Source organism: Mycobacterium sp. NTMscope_Eco_3, assembly GCF_976985685.1.
In genome coordinates, this window is the sequence record NZ_CDRJYZ010000001.1 from 3,103,290 (window position 1) to 3,119,482 (window position 16,193).

Sequence of the window (16,193 nt, forward strand, 5' to 3'; positions counted from 1 at the left end):
GCGCCGCGCTGGCGATCGCCACAGGGTTTATCCGTACAACTCGACGAAGTTTTTTAACGACTTCTGCACGTCGCCTTTGACGGCGCGTGCCGCCGCCGCGCCCACCGGACCGAACAGCGGGCGACCGCCCAGCTCCAGGCGCAGGCCCAGCGTCGATCCCTCGCCGGTGGGGCGCACGGTGAGCGAGACGGCGTATTTGGCGCCGCCTTTGCCGGAGCCCGACATCGCGACCTCGTGCGGCGGGTCCCACTTGGTCACCGTCCAGGTCACCCGGTTGCGGAAGCCCTTGGCGCGGGCGACGCCGACGACTTGGGTGCCTTCGCCCAGCTCGTCGGGCAGCTCGCTGCGCCAGCCCTCGTGCATGACCAGCCAGTCGCCCAGGTCCGACAGGTCGGACACCTGGTCCCACATCTGCTGGGGGCTCATCGGTACGTCGGCGGTCATCTCCACGGCAGCCACCGAATGAGCCTAGCGCCCGGCCTCATCCGTCACTGCGGTCTCGCTCGTTGATGCCGAGACGGGCCCCGACCCGGCGACCCGCTCAGTGCTTGGGACCGCCGCGGAATCGGTTGCCGATCCGGATGCCCGGCAGCAGCAGGCTGCGCGGCACGAACCGGCCGCCCGTGCTGACCACCTTGGGAACCACGCCGGGCACCACCGTGCGCCTGCCGGAGACCATGCCGTCGATCGCCGCCTCGGCCACGTCGCGCGGCGAGACCTGCGCGAGCGGAATGCTGAACCGCTCGGCGTTGGCGATCTCCGCCCATTCGGTGGGCACCGGGCCCGGGCACAGGCAGGTGACCGACACCCCGGTGCCGTGCAGCTCCTCGTGGATGGCTTCGGAGAACGTCTGCACGAAGGCCTTGGTGGCCGAATAGACGGCCATGTAGGGAACCGGCTGAAAGCCCGCGATCGACGCGATGTTCATCACCGCGCCGGCGCCGCGCTCGACCATGCCGGGCAAGGCCGCGTGGGTGAGTTCCATCAACGCCAGCGCGTTGAGGGTGACCTCTTCGCTCTCGCGTTCCACCGGCAACTCGTGGAAGACCCCGCTGGTGCCGAAGCCGGCGCTGTTGCACAGCCCGGCGATCGGCTCGCCGCGCAGCCGTTCCGCCAACTTCGCGCGGCCCTCGCCGTCGCCGAGATCCAGCGGCAGCACCTCGACGGCCACGGAATATTCCTGGCCGACCTCGTTGGCCAGCTCGTCGAGGCGCTCGCGGCGCCGCGCCACCAGCAGCAGCGGGAAGCCGCGGCGGGCCAGGCCGCGGGCCAGTTCGGCGCCGATGCCCGAGGAGGCGCCGGTGATGACGACGGTGGTATCGATATCAGGTTTCGGAAGGCTCATGTCTCACCAATGTATCCCTCGGGTCGCCCGCACAAACGTCTCGCTTCGTCGGTCGAATTCCGTTGTGTCGGTGGTCGATTCGTCGCCCTTGGCGGCGCTGGAGTCGCCGAACATGGCGAACGCCCGGTTGCGCACCCGGTCCATCACCGCCGGGTTGACGGCATCGGCGACGGCGGCGAACTGGCCGAACGGTGAGCTGGCCCGGCGGGGCCGGTGCACGATCGCGTCGGCGATCACGCCGGCCGCCTGCTCGGGCGTCAGCGCCGGGAACTTGTCATACAGCGTGGTCGGGCTGATCATCGGCGTGCGCACCAGCGCCATGTGCACGGTGGTGAACTTGACGTCGTCGTTCACGGTCTCGGCCTGCAGCGAGTCGCACAGGCTGTCCAGCGCGGCCTTGCTGGCGATGTAGGCCCCGAAGCGGGGAGCCCGCGTCTGCACACCCACCGAGGAGACGTTGACGATGTGCCCATACCCCCGCTCGCGCATCCCGGGGATGAACTTGAGGATCAGCTGGACCGCGCCGAGGTAGTTCAGCTGCATGGTCCGCTGATAGTCGTGAATGCGGTCGTAGGACAGCTCCAGCGAACGGCGAATCGACCGCCCCGCATTGTTGATCAAAATGTCGACGCCGCCGAGCTCGTCGAGCACCTGATCGGCCATCGCTGCGATGGCATCCATGTCGGTCAGGTCGCAGGGGTAGACGTGGGCGGTCCCGCCGGCGCCGCTGATGTCGTCGGCGACCTTCTCGAGGTTTTCCCGGGTGCGGGCGACCAGCGCCACGGTCCCCCCGGCCTCGGCGATCTTCTTCGCGGCGGCCTCACCGATGCCCGACGATCCCCCGGTGATCAGGATGGTCTTGTCGCGGACGGCTTCCTTGAGCGTGCGGCCCTGCACCGCGTCGAGCAGGTTCCTCAGATAGAACGGCCGATACCGGCCTGCCGAGTTCGGGGTGTTGACGAGGTGAGACACCGTCGCCAGCGGCTTTTCCACCAGGCTCCCCAGCGAGTTCTCCACCAAGTTCGTCAAGTCGCCAAGGTTCATCGGCGTTCGCTCCCGGACAGTGATGTGACGTGCGTCATACCGCCAACCTAGGTCATCAGCCCCCCGCCACGATGCGGATTGCGGTCATGTGACGCGCAGCGCCCTCTCACCGTTTACCCACGACCAACGTCATCGGTGGGCAATCCGCTTGTTACACAAAGCAATCCGGGCGTGATCGCGCACTAACCGGCGGGCAACGCCGGGATGCTCCAATCGGATTCATGAAAATGCTGGCGCGCTTCCGCAAGGCCGGACCGGTCACCATCTATGAGCGGATCGGCGGGCACGAGGCGATCGAGGTCGTGGTCGACGACTTCTACGTCCGGGTGCTTGGCGATGACGAACTGTGCGGGTTCTTCACCGGCACGAACATGAACCGCCTCAAGGGCAAACAGGTCGAGTTCTTCGCCGCCGCGTTGGGCGGCCCGGAGCCCTACACCGGGGCACCGATGAAGCAGGTGCATCAGGGCCGCGGCATCAGCATGCACCACTTCGGTTTGGTGGCCGGGCATTTGGCCGATGCGCTGGCCGCCGCCGGGGTGCCGCCCGAGACGGTGACCGAGATCCTCGGTGCGATCGCGCCGTTGGCGCCCGAGATCGCCACGGGCGACGCCAAGGCGACGGTCTGAGCCGCGGACCTGCCATACGGCGCGAACGGTGCCTAGCATGCTGACATGCGGCGCACATTTGACGACCTGATCGCGGAGGCGGAGGCCGCCCCGGTCGACGGCTGGGATTTCTCGTGGCTGGACGGCCGGGCGACCGAGGAACGCCCGTCGTGGGGCTACCAGCGCCTGCTGAGCCAACGACTCGCGACCGTATCGGCCGCGCTGGACATTCACACCGGCGGCGGGGAGGTGCTGGCCGGCGCCGCCCCCTTCCCGCCCACCATGGCGGCCATCGAGACGTGGCCTCCCAATGCGGCCCTGGCCACGCAACGCCTGCATCCGCTGGGCGTGGTGGTCGTCGCGACTCGCGATGAGCCGCCGCTGCCGTTTGCCGACGACGCGTTCGACCTGGTGACCACGCGTCATCCGACGTCCATCTGGTGGACCGAGATCTTTCGGGTGCTCCGCCCGGGCGGCACGTACTTCGCACAGCACATCGGCCCCGCCTCGATGGCCGAGCTGGTCGAGTACTTCATCGGGCCGCAGCCGGAGAAATGGGCCGAGTTTCACCCCGACGCCGTGCGCGCGCAGGCCGAGGCCTCCGGGCTGCAGATCGTCGATCTGCGCATGGAACGGATGCGCGCCGAGTTCTTCGACATCGGCGCCGTCGTCTACTTCCTGCGCAAGGTGATCTGGACGGTGCCCGACTTCACCGTGCAGCGCTACCGCGACCGGCTGGCCGCCCTGCACGAGCGCATCGAATCCGACGGGCCGTTCGTCACCGACTCCGTGCGGTTGCTCGTCGAGGCCCGCAAGCCCAGCTGAGCGATCGCAAGCGCGGCGAAGCCGGGCGCAGCGGGTCGCGACCATCAGACTGAGTCAGCCCTCGTCGCGCAGCACGTCCAGCGCGTGCTGCAGGTCGGGCGGGTAGGGGCTGACGATCTCCATCCGCCGCCCGTCGGCGGGGTGGGCGAACGACAGCGAGCGCGCGTGCAGCCATTGACGTTCCAGCCCAAGCCTTTTCGCGAGCTTGGGATCGGCGCCATAGACCAGGTCACCGCAGCACGGGTGGTGCAGCGCGGAGAAATGCACCCGGATCTGGTGGGTGCGCCCGGTTTCCAGGTGCACGTCGAGCAGGCTGGCGGCGACGAAGGCCTCGACGGTGTCGTAGTGGGTGAGGCTGTGCCGGCCGTCCTTGGTAACCGCGAACTTCCACTCACCGCCGCGGTGGCGCCCGATCGGCGCGTCGATGGTGCCGCTGGACGGATCCGGATGTCCCTGCACCAGCGCGTGATAGCGCTTGTCGACGGTGCGCTGTTTGAACGCCCGCTTGAGCAGCGTGTAGGCGCGCTCGGACAGCGCCACCACCATCACCCCGGAGGTGCCGACGTCGAGCCGATGCACGATGCCCTGCCGCTCGGGCACACCGGAGGTGGTGATCCGGTATCCGGCGGCGGCCAGGCCGCCGAGCACCGTGGGCCCGCTCCAGCCCACCGACGCGTGCGCGGCCACCGCGGCCGGTTTGTCGACCGCGACGATGTCGTCGTCGGAATACAGGATCGTCATGCCCTCGATGTCGACCGGCGTGTTCTGCAACGGCGCCGGCGGCTCGGGCAGGCGCACCTGCAGCCACGCGCCGCCGGTCAGCCGATCGGACTTGCCGGCCTGCACCCCGTCCAGTTCGACGCCGCCGTCTTCGGCCAGGGCCGCCGCCGCGCTGCGCGAGAGTCCCAGCAGGCGGGCCAGCCCGGCGTCGACGCGCATGCCCGCCAGTCCCTCCGGGACCGGCATCGAGCGGTCACTCACCCGGGCTGTCCCCGGTGTCCCCGTCGGCCTTGCGCCGCCCGACTGAGTCGAAGTCGAAGCCGAAGATCGACAGCACCACGAGCAGGATGGCGCCGCCGACCACCGAGGGGTCGGCGACATTGAACACCGGCCACCAACCGACCGAGAGGAAGTCGACGACGTGGCCACGCAGCGGGCCGGGGGCCCGGAAGAAGCGGTCGACCAGGTTGCCCATCGCGCCGCCGAGGATCAATCCCAGGCCCACCGCCCACCAGGGCGACACCAGCCGCCGGCCCATCCAGAAGATGCCGACCACCACGCCCGTCGCGATCAGGGTCAGCATCCACGTGTACCCGGTCGCCATCGAGAACGCGGCGCCCGAATTGCGCACCAGGGTCCAGGTCACCGTGTCGCCGATGATGGGCACCGGCTGGCCGGGAGGCAGCAGCTTGACGGCGAGCACCTTGGTGACGATGTCGAGGGCCAGGACGATCGCCGCGACCGACAGCAGCAGGCGCAGCCGTCGTGGAGCAGGCTCACGCGGCCGCTGCGGGTCGGTCGCCGCGGCGTCCTCAGGCTTGTCGGCCGAGGTCACCGGCTCAGTCGATCCCGTTGGTTCTTCAGGCACTCTCTCATCATCCCCTACCGCCCCGCGCGGGCGAGCGACGTCCGCGGCGGCGATGCGCAATGATTCGACCATGGCCCGCCTCACCGTGATCGCCACCGGGGGCACGATATCGACCGCCACCGGCGCCGACGGGGTGCATCGCCCGGCCTACGGCGCGGCCGACCTGACGTCCGGATTCGACGTCGACGTCGTCGACCTGTTGGCGCTCGACAGCTCGGAGCTGACGCTGGCCGATTGGGACCGGATCCGCGACGCGGTGACGGCCGCGGTCGACGGCGGCGCCGACGGGGTGGTGGTCCTGCATGGCACCGACACCATGGAGGAAAGCGCCCTGTGGCTCGAGCTCACCTACGGCGGCGACGCGCCGGTCGTGTTGACCGGCGCGATGCGCAGCGCCGACGCGCCCGACGCGGACGGTCCGGCAAACGTGCGTGACGCCCTGGCCGTGGCGGCCAGCCCCGCCGCCCGCGGCCTGGGCGTGGTGATGTGTTTTGCGGGCCGGGTGCTGCAGCCGCTGGGCATGTACAAGGTGGCCGCCGAGGACCTGAGCGGGTTCACCGGTCAGGTCCTCGGCACCGTCGCCGGCGACGTGACGCTCACCGGGCCGAAGACCCGGCCGTACGTGGGCGACCTGCGGGCCGGCTCGGCGCCGCGGGTCGACATCGTCGCCGCCTACCTCGGCGGCGACGCGGTGGCGCTCGACGCCTGCGTGGCTGCCGGGGCGCGGGGCGTGGTGCTCGAGGCGTTGGGCTCGGGTAACGCCGGGCGCGCGGTGGTCGACGCGGTGCGCCGGCACTGCGGCGACGGGATCGTCGTCGCGGTGTCCACCCGGGTCCCCGGCGGGCGGGTCGGCGCGAGCTACGGCCCCGGGCATGACATGGCGGCGGCCGGGGCGGTGATGGTGCCCAGGCTGCGGCCGTCTCAGGCGCGCGTTTTGCTGATCGCCGCGCTGGCCGCCGGCCTACCCGTCGCCGACGTCATCGGCCGGTGGGGCTGACACGGCGTCGGCCTGCAGCTCGCCGACGTAGTCCGGCCAGTCCAGCGAATCGACCGGATTGGCGCGGGACAGCTCGCCGCTGCCAGCGGGAAACGTCCGGGCCGGGCCCGGGCCGGAGGCGCGGGTTTCGAACCGGGCGGTGACCACGCCGTGGCCCGCGCCTTGCACCCACCCGTGCCCAAGCTCGCGGTTTAGGACGTCATCGCCCACCCGCCAGCCGTCCGCCTCTCCTGTTGGGGGCCCCTTGGTGAACATCGCCTCGGTCGCGGTTTCGACCGAAGACGAATCCGGTTGCGGCTGCGGCAGTTCCAAATCGGGGAACAGCGACTCCTGGCGCACGTCGCTCAACCCCGAAAACCCCACGCCGAGAAGGCGAATGGGCCCGATCTCGCGCGGATCGAGCAACAGCCGCCGGGCCACGCCGACCAGCGCGGCGACCTCGGTGGTGGCGTAGGGCAGCGTCGCGGACCGGGTCAGCGTGCTCATGTCGGATTTCTTCAGCTTGACCGTGACGGTGCGCGCGCCGCGGCCGTCGCGCAGCAGCCGGTGATGGGCGTGCTCGGCGATCGGTTCGATCGCCTCCCGCAGCTGTTCCAGGCTGGTCAGGTCGACGGCGAAGGTCGACTCGGAGCTGATCTGTTTGGCTTCGGCGCGCTCGGCTACCGGGCGGTCGTCGACGCCGAGGGCCAGCCGGTGCAGCGCCGGTCCGATGGTGGCGCCCAGGATGTTGGCCGCCTCGGCGTCGGTCAGCGCGGCCAGCTCCCCGATGGTCTCGATGCCGAGGCGGTGCAATTTCTCCTCGGCGACCGGGCCGATCCCCCACAGTCGGCGCACCGGCAATCCGCAAAGCAGCGGCCGTTCTTCGTCGCGGCGGACCACGCGGATCCCGTCGGGCTTGGCCAGGCCGGAGGCGATCTTGGCGATCTGCTTGCCCGAGCCCGCGCCGACCGAGGCGATCAGCCCGGTCTGGTCACGAACCCGTCGGCGCAGGTCCTCGCAGAACGCCTCGACGTCCTCGGCGGACGCCCCGGCCAGCTGCGCGGGTTCGCCGAATCCCTCGTCGAAGGAGAGTTGCTCGACGACGGGCACCACGGCGCGAATGGTGTCGAAGACCCGCCGGCTGGCCACCCCGTACACCACGCCGCGCGGCGGCAACACCACCGCGCTGGCGCCGACCAGCCGGCGGGCCTGATGCATGGGCATGGCCGACCGGGCGCCGAACACGCGGGCCTCGTAGCTGGCGCCGGCCACGACGCCGCGCCCGCCCAAACCGCCGACCAGGACCGGCCGACCGCGCAGGGTCGGCCGGGTGAGCTGCTCGACGGAAGCGAAGAACGCGTCCATGTCCAGGTGCAAGACCCAACGCGACCCCATCCTGCAGATGCTAGGGCCCGCAAGAGGCCGCGAGGCCAAGGCAGAGCGAGCCGCGAGACTGTACTTAGCGACGGGTCTTCTCGAGAAACGCGTCGCCAGCTACAGTCTCGCGGTCACAAGCGGCAGCCGGCGGCAAGCAGGGCGGTCCGGGCCCGGTCCACCACGACGTCGGGCCGGTGGCGTAGCAAGTCGGCGCCGACGCGGACCAGGCGCCATCCCCGTCGCTCCAATTCGGCGGTGCGCTCGATGTCATTGGCGCGGATGCGCGGATCCGTCCAGTGCTGCGGGCCGTCGTATTCCACCCCGACGAGCCACTCCTCCCAACCCATGTCGATCCTGGCCAGCACCGCACCCCAGACGTTGCGCACGATGATCTGCGTCTGCGGCCTCGGCAAGCCCCCGTGCATCAGCACGAGTCTTGTCCTGGTCTCTTGTGGAGATTCGGCACCGGCATCGATGAGCGGCAGTGCTCGGCGCAGCTGCTTCATGCCGCGAGCGCCGCGGTGAGTCTTCAGCAGGGGGTACACGTCCTTGGCGGCAACACCCGTGGCGCGAGCCAGGGCATCCATTCGGATCACCGCGACCGTCAACCCCGCGGATCGACGACCAAGGTCGAACGCGGTACGGGCGGGCGACGTGACGGGCACGCCGTCGACCGCGGTCACCTCCTCTGGCCGCAGCACGTCGTTACGAGTAGTGATCAACAACGGGGGACGCGTGCGATCGCACACCAATTCGGCGGGCGCATGGGCATCGATCCACTCGGCGCCGAGCAGCGCTGCCGCGGAGTTGCCGGCCACGACGGCGTCTTTCCCCGACCATAGCCACGCCGCGATCGCGCGATCGCGGGCGGTCAGTTCGCTGCCGCGGCGTTGGTACACATTGCGGTAGACGCGGGTGCAGGAGCGTCGGAGCTCACGTTCCGTCAACGCGCCCGCGCTCAGCGCCTCTGTGCCCACAAACAGTTGCCCCTCGCCCATGGGCGGAGGCTGCCACGGCCCCCTGACACGCCGCGAGACTGCAACTACCGACACCTCTTCTCGGGCGGTTTCACGCGGTGGATGCAACGGTGGGTGGTTTGGACAATAGTTCGTTGAGGGCTTCGGCGGGTGTATTCCAGTCCAGGGTTTGGCGTGGTCGTCCGTTGAGTTCGGCGGCGACGTAGTCCAGGTAGCCGGCGCCATAGACCGATAGGTCGGTGCCTTTCGGAAAGTATTGGCGCAAAAGCCCATTGGTGTTCTCGTTGCTACCGCGTTGCCACGGCGAGTGTGGATCGCAGAAGTAGATATCCAAGTCAGTGGCGTCAGCGATGGCGAGGTGGTTGGTCAACTCCTTGCCCTGGTCCCAGGTCAACGAGCGGCGTAGATGGTCGGGCAACTCGGCCATTTTGGCCACGATGGCGTTTTGCACCGCCAGGGCGCCGTGGTCATCGGGCAGGTGCAAGAGCATGACAAAACGGGTGGTGCGCTCAACCAGAGTGCCAATCGCGGACCCCGATTTGGTGCTGCCCAGGATCAGGTCGCCTTCCCAGTGACCGGGGACGGCACGGTCGGCGACCTCGGGTGGGCGTTGGCTGATATTGACCATGTCGGGGATACGTCCGTGGCGGCGGGCCCCGGGCTGGTGCTGGGATCGGCGCACCGCGCGTTTGGTCCGCAGGCACCGATGCAGCTCGCGGCGCAACGAGCCGCGGCCCTGAACGTAAATGGCCTGGTAAATGGCCTCGTGGGACACCCGCATCTCCGGATCATCAGGGAAGTCGCGGCGCAGCCGCGCGGCTATCTGAGTTGGGCTATGCAACTGTTTTAACCGAGTCTGCACTTCGGCGTGCAGCCTGTCATTGATCGCGAGCTTGCGGGTCTTGGGGCGCCGCGCCCGATCAGCGGCACGGTCATGCGCCGACACGGCCAGATAGCGCACGCTCGCGGTCTTGCCGCTTTGGCGGGCCCCGAACGCCTCTTTGCGCCGATACCCCGATTTGCAGCCCGTATGGCGGTTACGCAACTCGCAGTTGCTGTCGATCTCACGCTTAATCGTCGATGCTGGCCGGCCCAACCGGCGCCCGATCGAGCGCAAAGATTCCTGGGCATGCACACCGGCCTGGATCTCGATGCGTTCCTGCAAGCTCAACCGCGGCCGGGGACCGCAGATATTCGGTGTCCTGAAACGGGGTTTCACCCCGCCAGCCTCACGGAACCACTGCCGACCCGTGCCTTGCGACACGCCGACGGCCACGCCCGCCGAGCCCGGATCAAGGCCCCGCCGAACACATTCCCAAAACACCGGAACCCGCGACCGCAACGTCCCATTGGCCATCGCAACACTCCTCACTCAGAAGATGTGTTGCATCCATCCCTTGAAATCAAGTCGCGAAACGCGTCGTGGAATACAGTTTCGCGGGCCAAAAGGGTCACGCCTTGGCGATGCTCACCCGCACGCCGTCGCCGATAGCGACGGCGTCCGGTGCCGACTCGGCAAACTCAAAACTCGTGGCGAGTATCTCCCCCGCGATGAGGTCGCGGTGCGCCTGCGCCCAGTCGGCGCGCTCGGCGGGCACCGACATCACCACGCTGATGCGATCGGAGACATCCAAGCCCGTCGACTTGCGCAGTTCCTGCAATTCGCGGATCCGATCCTTGGCCCAGCCCTCGGCTTCGAGTTCCGGTGTGACGGTGCCGTCCAGCACCACCAGGCCCGCGCCGTCGGGCAGGGCCGCGGTGAATTCCGGGTCGGCGGCGACCAGCCGCGAGCTGTATTCGCCGGGCTGCAACACCGAGGGGCCGGCGGTCAGGGTGCCGTCGTCGTTGACGACGCCCTCCCCCGCCTTGACCGCCTTGATCGCGGCCTGCACGTCCTTGCCCAGCCGCGGCCCGGCCACCCGCGCGTTGACGGTGAGCTCGAACCGGCCGTAGGTGTCGATCGCGTCGGTCAGCTCGACGCTCTTGACGTTGAGCTCGTCGGCGATCAGGTCGGCGAACGGCTCCAAACGATGCGGGTTCTCCACGGCCACAGTCAGTTTCGGAAGCGGCAACCGCACCCGCAGCTTCTTGGCCTTGCGCAAGGAGGAGGCGGCCGAGCACACGTCGCGAACCTGATCCATCGCGGCGACCAGGTCCGGGTCGGCGGGCACCTCCCCCGCCTGCGGCCAGTCGGTCAGGTGCACCGACCGCTCAGCAGTCAGGCCGCGCCAGACGACCTCGGTCACCGAGGGTAGCAGCGGCGCGGCCAGCCGCGCCGTCACCTCCAGCACGGTGTGCAGGGTGTCGATGGCGTCAACGTCCTCGGTCCAGAACCGCGAACGCGACCGTCGCACATACCAGTTCGTCAACGCCTCGGTGAATTGGCGCAGCTGCTCGCAGGCCCGCGAGATGTCACAGCGGTCCATCTCGCGGGTCAGGTCGTCGCGCAGTTCGGCGAGCTTGGCCAGGATGTAGCGGTCCAGCACCTGGGTCGAATCGGTGCGCCAGGTACCGACTTTCGGCGCGTAGAGCGCGAGGAAGCTGTAGGCGTTCCACAACGGCAGCAGCACCTGGCGCACGCCCTCGCGGATGGCTTGCTCGGTGACGATGAGGTTGCCGCCGCGCAGGATCGGCGAGGCCATCAGGAACCAGCGCATGGCGTCGGAGCCGTCGCGGTCGAACACCTCGGACACGTCGGGATAGTTGCGCAGCGACTTGCTCATCTTCTGGCCGTCGGAGCCCAGCACGATGCCGTGGGCCACACAGGTTTTGAAGGAGGGCCGGTCGAACAGCGCGGTGGCCAGCACGTGCAACGTGTAGAACCAGCCGCGGGTCTGGCCGATGTACTCGACGATGAAGTCGCCGGGATAGTGGGTGTCGAACCAGTCGGAGTTCTCGAACGGGTAGTGCACCTGGGCGTAGGGCATCGACCCGGAGTCGAACCACACGTCGAGCACGTCCGGGATACGCCGCATCATCGAACGCCCGGTCGGGTCGTCGGGATTGGGCCGGGTCAGCTCGTCGATGAAGGGCCGGTGCAGGTTGGTGGGCCGCACCCCGAAGTCGCGCTCCAGCTCGTCGAGGCTGCCGTACACGTCGATGCGAGGGTAGGCGGGATCGTCGGACTTCCACACCGGAATCGGGGTGCCCCAGTAACGGTTTCGCGAGATCGACCAGTCGCGGGCGCCCTGCAGCCACTTGCCGAACTGGCCGTCCTTGACATGCTCGGGGTACCAGGTGATCTGCTGGTTGAGTTCCACCATGCGGTCGCGGAATTCGGTGACGGCGACGAACCACGACGACACCGCCCGGTAGATCAGCGGATTGCGGCACCGCCAGCAGTGCGGGTAGGGGTGCTCGTAGGTTTCGTGGCGCAGCAGCACCGCCCCGTTGGCCGCGGTGGGACCGCTGCCGTTCTTCAGGTCGCGGATGATGTGCGGGTTGGCGTCAAAGACGTGCTGCCCCTGGTAATCCGGGACGGTGGCGTCGAAACGCCCCTTGGAATCGACCGGGGTGACCGCGGCGATGCCGGCGGCGTCCGCCACGACCATGTCGTCCTCGCCGTAGGCCGGCGCCATGTGCACGATGCCGGTGCCGTCCTCGGTGGTGACGAACTCGCCCGGCAGGACCTGAAATGCGTTGGGGGTGTCAGAGAAATACGGGAACGGCGGCAGGTACCGCGTGCCCAGCAGGTGCGCACCCCGGTAGGTGCCGAGCACCTCGGGCTCTTCGCCGAGCTCCTTCGCGTAGGCGGCCAGCCGCGCCTCGGCCAGCACGAAACGCCTGCCCTCGGAACGCACCTCGACGTAGGTCACGTCGGGATTGACCGCGACGGCGAGGTTGGACGGCAGGGTCCACGGCGTGGTCGTCCAGACCAACAAGAAAGCCCCGTCCAGGTCGCCGCCCACCACCCGGAAGCCGACGGTGAGCGCGGGGTCCTGCCGGCTCTGGTAGACGTCGTCGTCCATCCGCAATTCGTGGTTGGACAGTGGGGTTTCGTCGCGCCAGCAATAGGGCAACACCCGGTAGCCCTCGTAGGCCAGGCCTTTGTCCCAGAGCTGTTTGAACGCCCAGATCACCGACTCCATATACGGCAGGTCCAGCGTCTTGTAGTCGTTGTCGAAATCGACCCAGCGCGCCTGGCGGGTGACGTAGGCCCGCCACTCGTCGGTGTAGCGCAGCACCGAGGCGCGGCAGGCGTCGTTGAAGGCGGCGATGCCCATGTCATCGATCTGGGACTTGTCGGTGATGCCCAACTGGCGCTCGACCTCGAGTTCGGCCGGCAGGCCGTGGGTGTCCCAGCCGAACCGGCGCTCCACCTTGTAGCCGCTCATGGTGCGGTATCGCGGGACGATGTCCTTGACGTAACCGGTGAGCAGGTGCCCGTAATGCGGCAGGCCGTTGGCGAACGGCGGCCCGTCGTAGAACACATATTCTTCGGCGCCGTCGCGGCGGGCGATGCTGGCGCGGAAGGTGTCGTCGCGGGCCCAGTAGTCCAGCACCTCGAGCTCGAGGGCCGGGAAGTCGGGCGCCCCGCCGGCCGGCTTCGGGTATGTGTGCTCGGTCAAACGTCGTCTCCTGTGCCAGTCTCCAGGCCTGGGGACGACGACGCGCTGGCTGCGCGAGCGCCGCGGTACCACCCCGCTTGCCGCGCTTTCGCGCGGCCGCTCATTGAAAAGGCTGTGACGGGCCTGCCCGTTCGGTTCTACTGAGCCGGTCGGCTGTTCTTCCGAAGGCTCCCCGGTGATGGCCGGATCGACGCCAGTAAATCTTATCGCGAGACTGCAACTGCCGACGCAAACGCCGAGTGAACCCGTCGGCAATTACAGTCTCGCGGTCGGACTGTCAGGCCCGAACCTCGAGCACACCCACCCGCCACAGCGCCGCGTACACGTGCCGCAGCGGAATGCTCAGCAACCGGCAGGCCCCGTTGACCAGCGGGTCGCCGCCCGGGCCGAAGAGCGGGTAATCGCTGCGGCGCGGCTCTTCCACGGGCTCGGGAACCTGGATTTCGGTGACGTCGGGAACCACCGTCAGGGTGCGGGCGGGCGCGACGGTGACGACTTCGTCGTAGAGAGCTGCGGTCATGATCGACTCCTAGAGGAGAATGCCAACGGGGACCAAAAAGGACTGACGTGTCCCGTCCCGGGTCGGTTCCGATCTCAGAACGCTTGGCGGATAAGCACTTAGCGTGTGCGACGACTCAGCCGAGAAGGTCGCGCCGGAGAACGGATCGGGACGAAACAGGGTTCGGACTTCGATCCGGACTATCGCTAGAACTCATGTGTCCCTCACCTCCTCGCGGTCGCGACGCATGCGGGGTCGCATGCGATCTAGGCGCAGCAAAAGGAGCAGAATCCGACGACCGCCGGAGATCCGCACCCCTCTCGTCAGAGCTTCGGCACCACACGACGTGTCCTGGCTGGAAAACAATCCAAACCGGAAGCCACCTGGGCTCAACCCTTAAGCCGGGAGGAGCTGTCCTGACCCGGGGCGTCTTTCGACGTTCGGGGTCAGTGGCCTGTATTCGTGTAGACGCCTCACCTAACGAGGTGCTTACCCGACCGATAATGCACGAGCGGTCTGACGCGGTCAAATCCCTGGATAGCGTGTCCGCGATTCGTTACCGACCGGCCGGGTCACTTCTCGACCAGGCCGTCGAGCCGGCCGATCGTGTCGATGAACTCGTCGACCATGTCGAGTACCACCGAGCGCGTCGGGCGGACCCGATCGAGCGAGCCCACCACCTGCCCGACGAAGTAAGTCGCCAGCTCACGCGCCTTGGCGCCGTCGTGGGCGGCCGCGGAGTTGATGCGCACCTGCGGCTCGGTGATCAGCGCGGTCTGCAACGGCATGCCCAGCGGGTCCGGGTTCTCCGGGCGGTCCCACTCCTCGGTCCAGGCGGTGCGCAGCATCCGCGCCGGCTTGCCGGTCATCGAGCGCGACCGCACCGTGTCCGAGGACGTGGCGGCCAGGAACTTCTCCTTGACCACGGGCACCGTCTCGGCCTCCTCGGTGGTCAGCCAGACCGACCCGCACCACACGCCCTCGGCGCCCAAAGCCAGCGCCGCCGCAATCTGGCGGCCGCGGGCGATCCCGCCGGCGGCGAGCACGGGCACCGGCGCGACGGCGTCGACGACCTCCGGCACCAGCACCATGGTCGCCACCTCGCCGGTGTGGCCGCCGGCCTCGGTGCCCTGCGCGACGATCAGGTCGACGCCGGCGGCGGCGTGCCGCTGCGCGTGGCGGGTGGTGCCGGCCAACGCGGCCACCAGCACGTCCTGGTCGTGGGCGCGTTCGACGAGGTCCGCCGGGGGCGGGCCGAGCGCGCTGGCGATCAGCCGGATGTTGTGCGCGAAGGCCACGTCGAGCAGCGGCTGGTAGCTCTTGGGCGAGATGTTCAAACCGCCCGCGGACGCGCGGGCTTCCCCGGCGGGCGCCGTCACGCCGTAGCGGGCCAGCAGGTCGTCGACGAACGCGCGGTGCTCGTCGGGCAGGAGGGTCCGGGTCTGGGCGGCGTCGATCCCGCCCTGCTCGGCGCCGACGTACTTTGGTGGCAGCAGCAGGTCGACCCCGTAGGGCTTGCCGCCGGTCTGCTCCTCGATCCACGTCAGCTCGCTGCGCAGCCGCGCCGGGCTGTGCGCGGTGGCACCCAGGACGCCGAACCCTCCCGCATTGGTCACCGCGGCCACCACGTCGCGGCAATGGCTGAAGGCGCAGATCGGGAATTCGACACCGAGCATCTCGGCGACCCTGGTTCTCATTGCCCGACGCTAAGAGTTCTCCCTTGATAAGTCAATCGCTTACGGCCCTGAGCAATTCACGCCGGGACTGCGGCCCTACGACCCGGGCGGGCGGCCGTCCGGAGGCCAGCTCGACACACCCTCCTCCAGCGGCACCTCGAGGCTCTGCAGGATGGACGAGACCATGCGCCACGCGCCGATGACCGTGACCAGTTCGACGAGAACCGTTGTGTCGCCGTTGAATTCGCGCTCGCATGCCGCCCAGCTCGCGGCGCTGACCGCGCCGTCGCGCACCACGTCGTCGGTGGCCGCCAGCACGGCCCGCTCGGTGGGCCCAAACCCCGAGTGGTTCCGCCACTCTCGCACGCCGAGCAGGTCGTCGCCCGGGACGCCGAGCCGGGACGCGACGCGCCAGTGCTGCGTCCATTCGTAGTCGCAGGCGGTCAGCCAGCCGATCCTCATGATCACCAGCTCGCGCAGCCGCGCGTCGAGGGCGCCGTGCCAGAGCATGGTGGCGAGGAGGTCGTTGATGGCGCGCGCCAGCGGCGGATGGTTGAGCAGCACTTGGAAGATGCTCAGTTCGGCCATGTAATTGGGGACGGCCGCTTCGTCGGCGGCGGCTTTGGCTTCGTCCAGTGGCAGTTTGGGCAGGCGCGCTGTTGTCATCGGATGAGCACTCCTCTCCTGCGGCGGGACCGTCGCGGTCTACC

At 68.8% G+C, this 16,193-nt stretch carries 15 protein-coding genes and 1 riboswitch; of the genes, 3 read left to right on the forward strand and 12 right to left on the reverse strand.

The window, feature by feature from the left end; translation table 11 throughout:
* Positions 1-27 precede the first annotated feature (27 nt).
* The 3 genes from AC0KTM_RS14175 to AC0KTM_RS14185 all read right to left on the reverse strand — a co-directional run bounded on the left by AC0KTM_RS14175 (position 28) and on the right by AC0KTM_RS14185 (position 2,389).
* On the reverse strand, positions 28-459 hold the full coding sequence (locus AC0KTM_RS14175; RefSeq protein WP_225327595.1) for a type II toxin-antitoxin system Rv0910 family toxin: 432 nt from the start codon (positions 457-459) through the stop codon (positions 28-30).
* Positions 460-541: 82 nt separating this feature from the next.
* Positions 542-1,345: an SDR family NAD(P)-dependent oxidoreductase gene (locus AC0KTM_RS14180; protein ID WP_472415894.1), complete on the reverse strand. Its 804-nt coding sequence runs from the start codon at positions 1,343-1,345 to the stop codon at positions 542-544.
* 3 nt (positions 1,346-1,348) lie between these two features.
* Positions 1,349-2,389 carry an SDR family NAD(P)-dependent oxidoreductase gene (locus AC0KTM_RS14185; RefSeq protein WP_225327593.1) on the reverse strand — a complete coding sequence of 347 codons (1,041 nt, stop codon included), beginning with the start codon at positions 2,387-2,389 and terminating at the stop codon, positions 1,349-1,351.
* Positions 2,390-2,610: 221 nt separating this feature from the next.
* Here AC0KTM_RS14185 and AC0KTM_RS14190 point away from each other — a divergent pair, with 221 nt between their 5' ends.
* Complete coding sequence (locus AC0KTM_RS14190; RefSeq protein WP_225327592.1) at positions 2,611-3,018, forward strand: group I truncated hemoglobin; 408 nt, start codon at positions 2,611-2,613, stop codon at positions 3,016-3,018.
* Positions 3,019-3,063: 45 nt separating this feature from the next.
* Positions 3,064-3,822 (forward strand): class I SAM-dependent methyltransferase, encoded by a 759-nt coding sequence (locus AC0KTM_RS14195; RefSeq protein WP_238956199.1) that lies wholly within the window; start codon positions 3,064-3,066, stop codon positions 3,820-3,822.
* A gap of 54 nt (positions 3,823-3,876) precedes the next feature.
* Here the strand turns inward: AC0KTM_RS14195 and AC0KTM_RS14200 are convergent, their stop codons facing one another.
* Positions 3,877-4,803: an RluA family pseudouridine synthase gene (locus AC0KTM_RS14200; protein WP_225327590.1), complete on the reverse strand. Its 927-nt coding sequence runs from the start codon at positions 4,801-4,803 to the stop codon at positions 3,877-3,879.
* Positions 4,796-5,410 (reverse strand): signal peptidase II, encoded by a 615-nt coding sequence (gene lspA / locus AC0KTM_RS14205; RefSeq protein ID WP_472415897.1) that lies wholly within the window; start codon positions 5,408-5,410, stop codon positions 4,796-4,798. Before lspA ends, AC0KTM_RS14200 begins: the two co-directional genes overlap by 8 nt.
* 52 nt (positions 5,411-5,462) lie before the next feature.
* On the opposite strand from lspA, the gene AC0KTM_RS14210 reads away from it, so the two are divergent.
* Positions 5,463-6,407 carry an asparaginase gene (locus AC0KTM_RS14210; RefSeq protein WP_472415899.1) on the forward strand — a complete coding sequence of 315 codons (945 nt, stop codon included), beginning with the start codon at positions 5,463-5,465 and terminating at the stop codon, positions 6,405-6,407.
* On the opposite strand, the gene AC0KTM_RS14215 is transcribed toward AC0KTM_RS14210, so the two are convergent.
* The 7 genes from AC0KTM_RS14215 to AC0KTM_RS14245 form a co-directional block, all read right to left on the reverse strand.
* Positions 6,372-7,781: a DNA polymerase IV gene (locus AC0KTM_RS14215; protein WP_472415901.1), complete on the reverse strand. Its 1,410-nt coding sequence runs from the start codon at positions 7,779-7,781 to the stop codon at positions 6,372-6,374. The two genes, AC0KTM_RS14210 and AC0KTM_RS14215, sit on opposite strands and share 36 nt — an antisense overlap.
* A 113-nt stretch (positions 7,782-7,894) precedes the next feature.
* Positions 7,895-8,761, reverse strand: a complete 867-nt coding sequence (locus AC0KTM_RS14220) for a DUF559 domain-containing protein (protein ID WP_472415903.1) — start codon at positions 8,759-8,761, stop codon at positions 7,895-7,897.
* Between the two features lie 70 nt (positions 8,762-8,831).
* Complete coding sequence (locus tag AC0KTM_RS14225) at positions 8,832-10,097, reverse strand: IS30 family transposase (RefSeq protein WP_238956496.1); 1,266 nt, start codon at positions 10,095-10,097, stop codon at positions 8,832-8,834.
* 94 nt (positions 10,098-10,191) lie between these two features.
* Complete coding sequence (ileS, locus tag AC0KTM_RS14230; RefSeq protein WP_472415905.1) at positions 10,192-13,308, reverse strand: isoleucine--tRNA ligase; 3,117 nt, start codon at positions 13,306-13,308, stop codon at positions 10,192-10,194.
* 277 nt (positions 13,309-13,585) lie between these two features.
* Complete coding sequence (locus AC0KTM_RS14235) at positions 13,586-13,828, reverse strand: Rv1535 family protein (RefSeq protein ID WP_225327584.1); 243 nt, start codon at positions 13,826-13,828, stop codon at positions 13,586-13,588.
* 287 nt (positions 13,829-14,115) lie between these two features.
* A riboswitch (M-box (ykoK) riboswitch) is annotated at positions 14,116-14,299 on the reverse strand.
* A gap of 80 nt (positions 14,300-14,379) precedes the next feature.
* A complete protein-coding gene (locus AC0KTM_RS14240) occupies positions 14,380-15,504 on the reverse strand; it encodes an NAD(P)H-dependent flavin oxidoreductase (RefSeq protein ID WP_472415907.1) in 1,125 nt (374 codons plus the stop codon).
* A 75-nt stretch (positions 15,505-15,579) separates the two neighbouring features.
* Positions 15,580-16,149 (reverse strand): carboxymuconolactone decarboxylase family protein, encoded by a 570-nt coding sequence (locus AC0KTM_RS14245; protein WP_225327582.1) that lies wholly within the window; start codon positions 16,147-16,149, stop codon positions 15,580-15,582.
* Between the last annotated feature and the right edge of the window lie 44 nt (positions 16,150-16,193).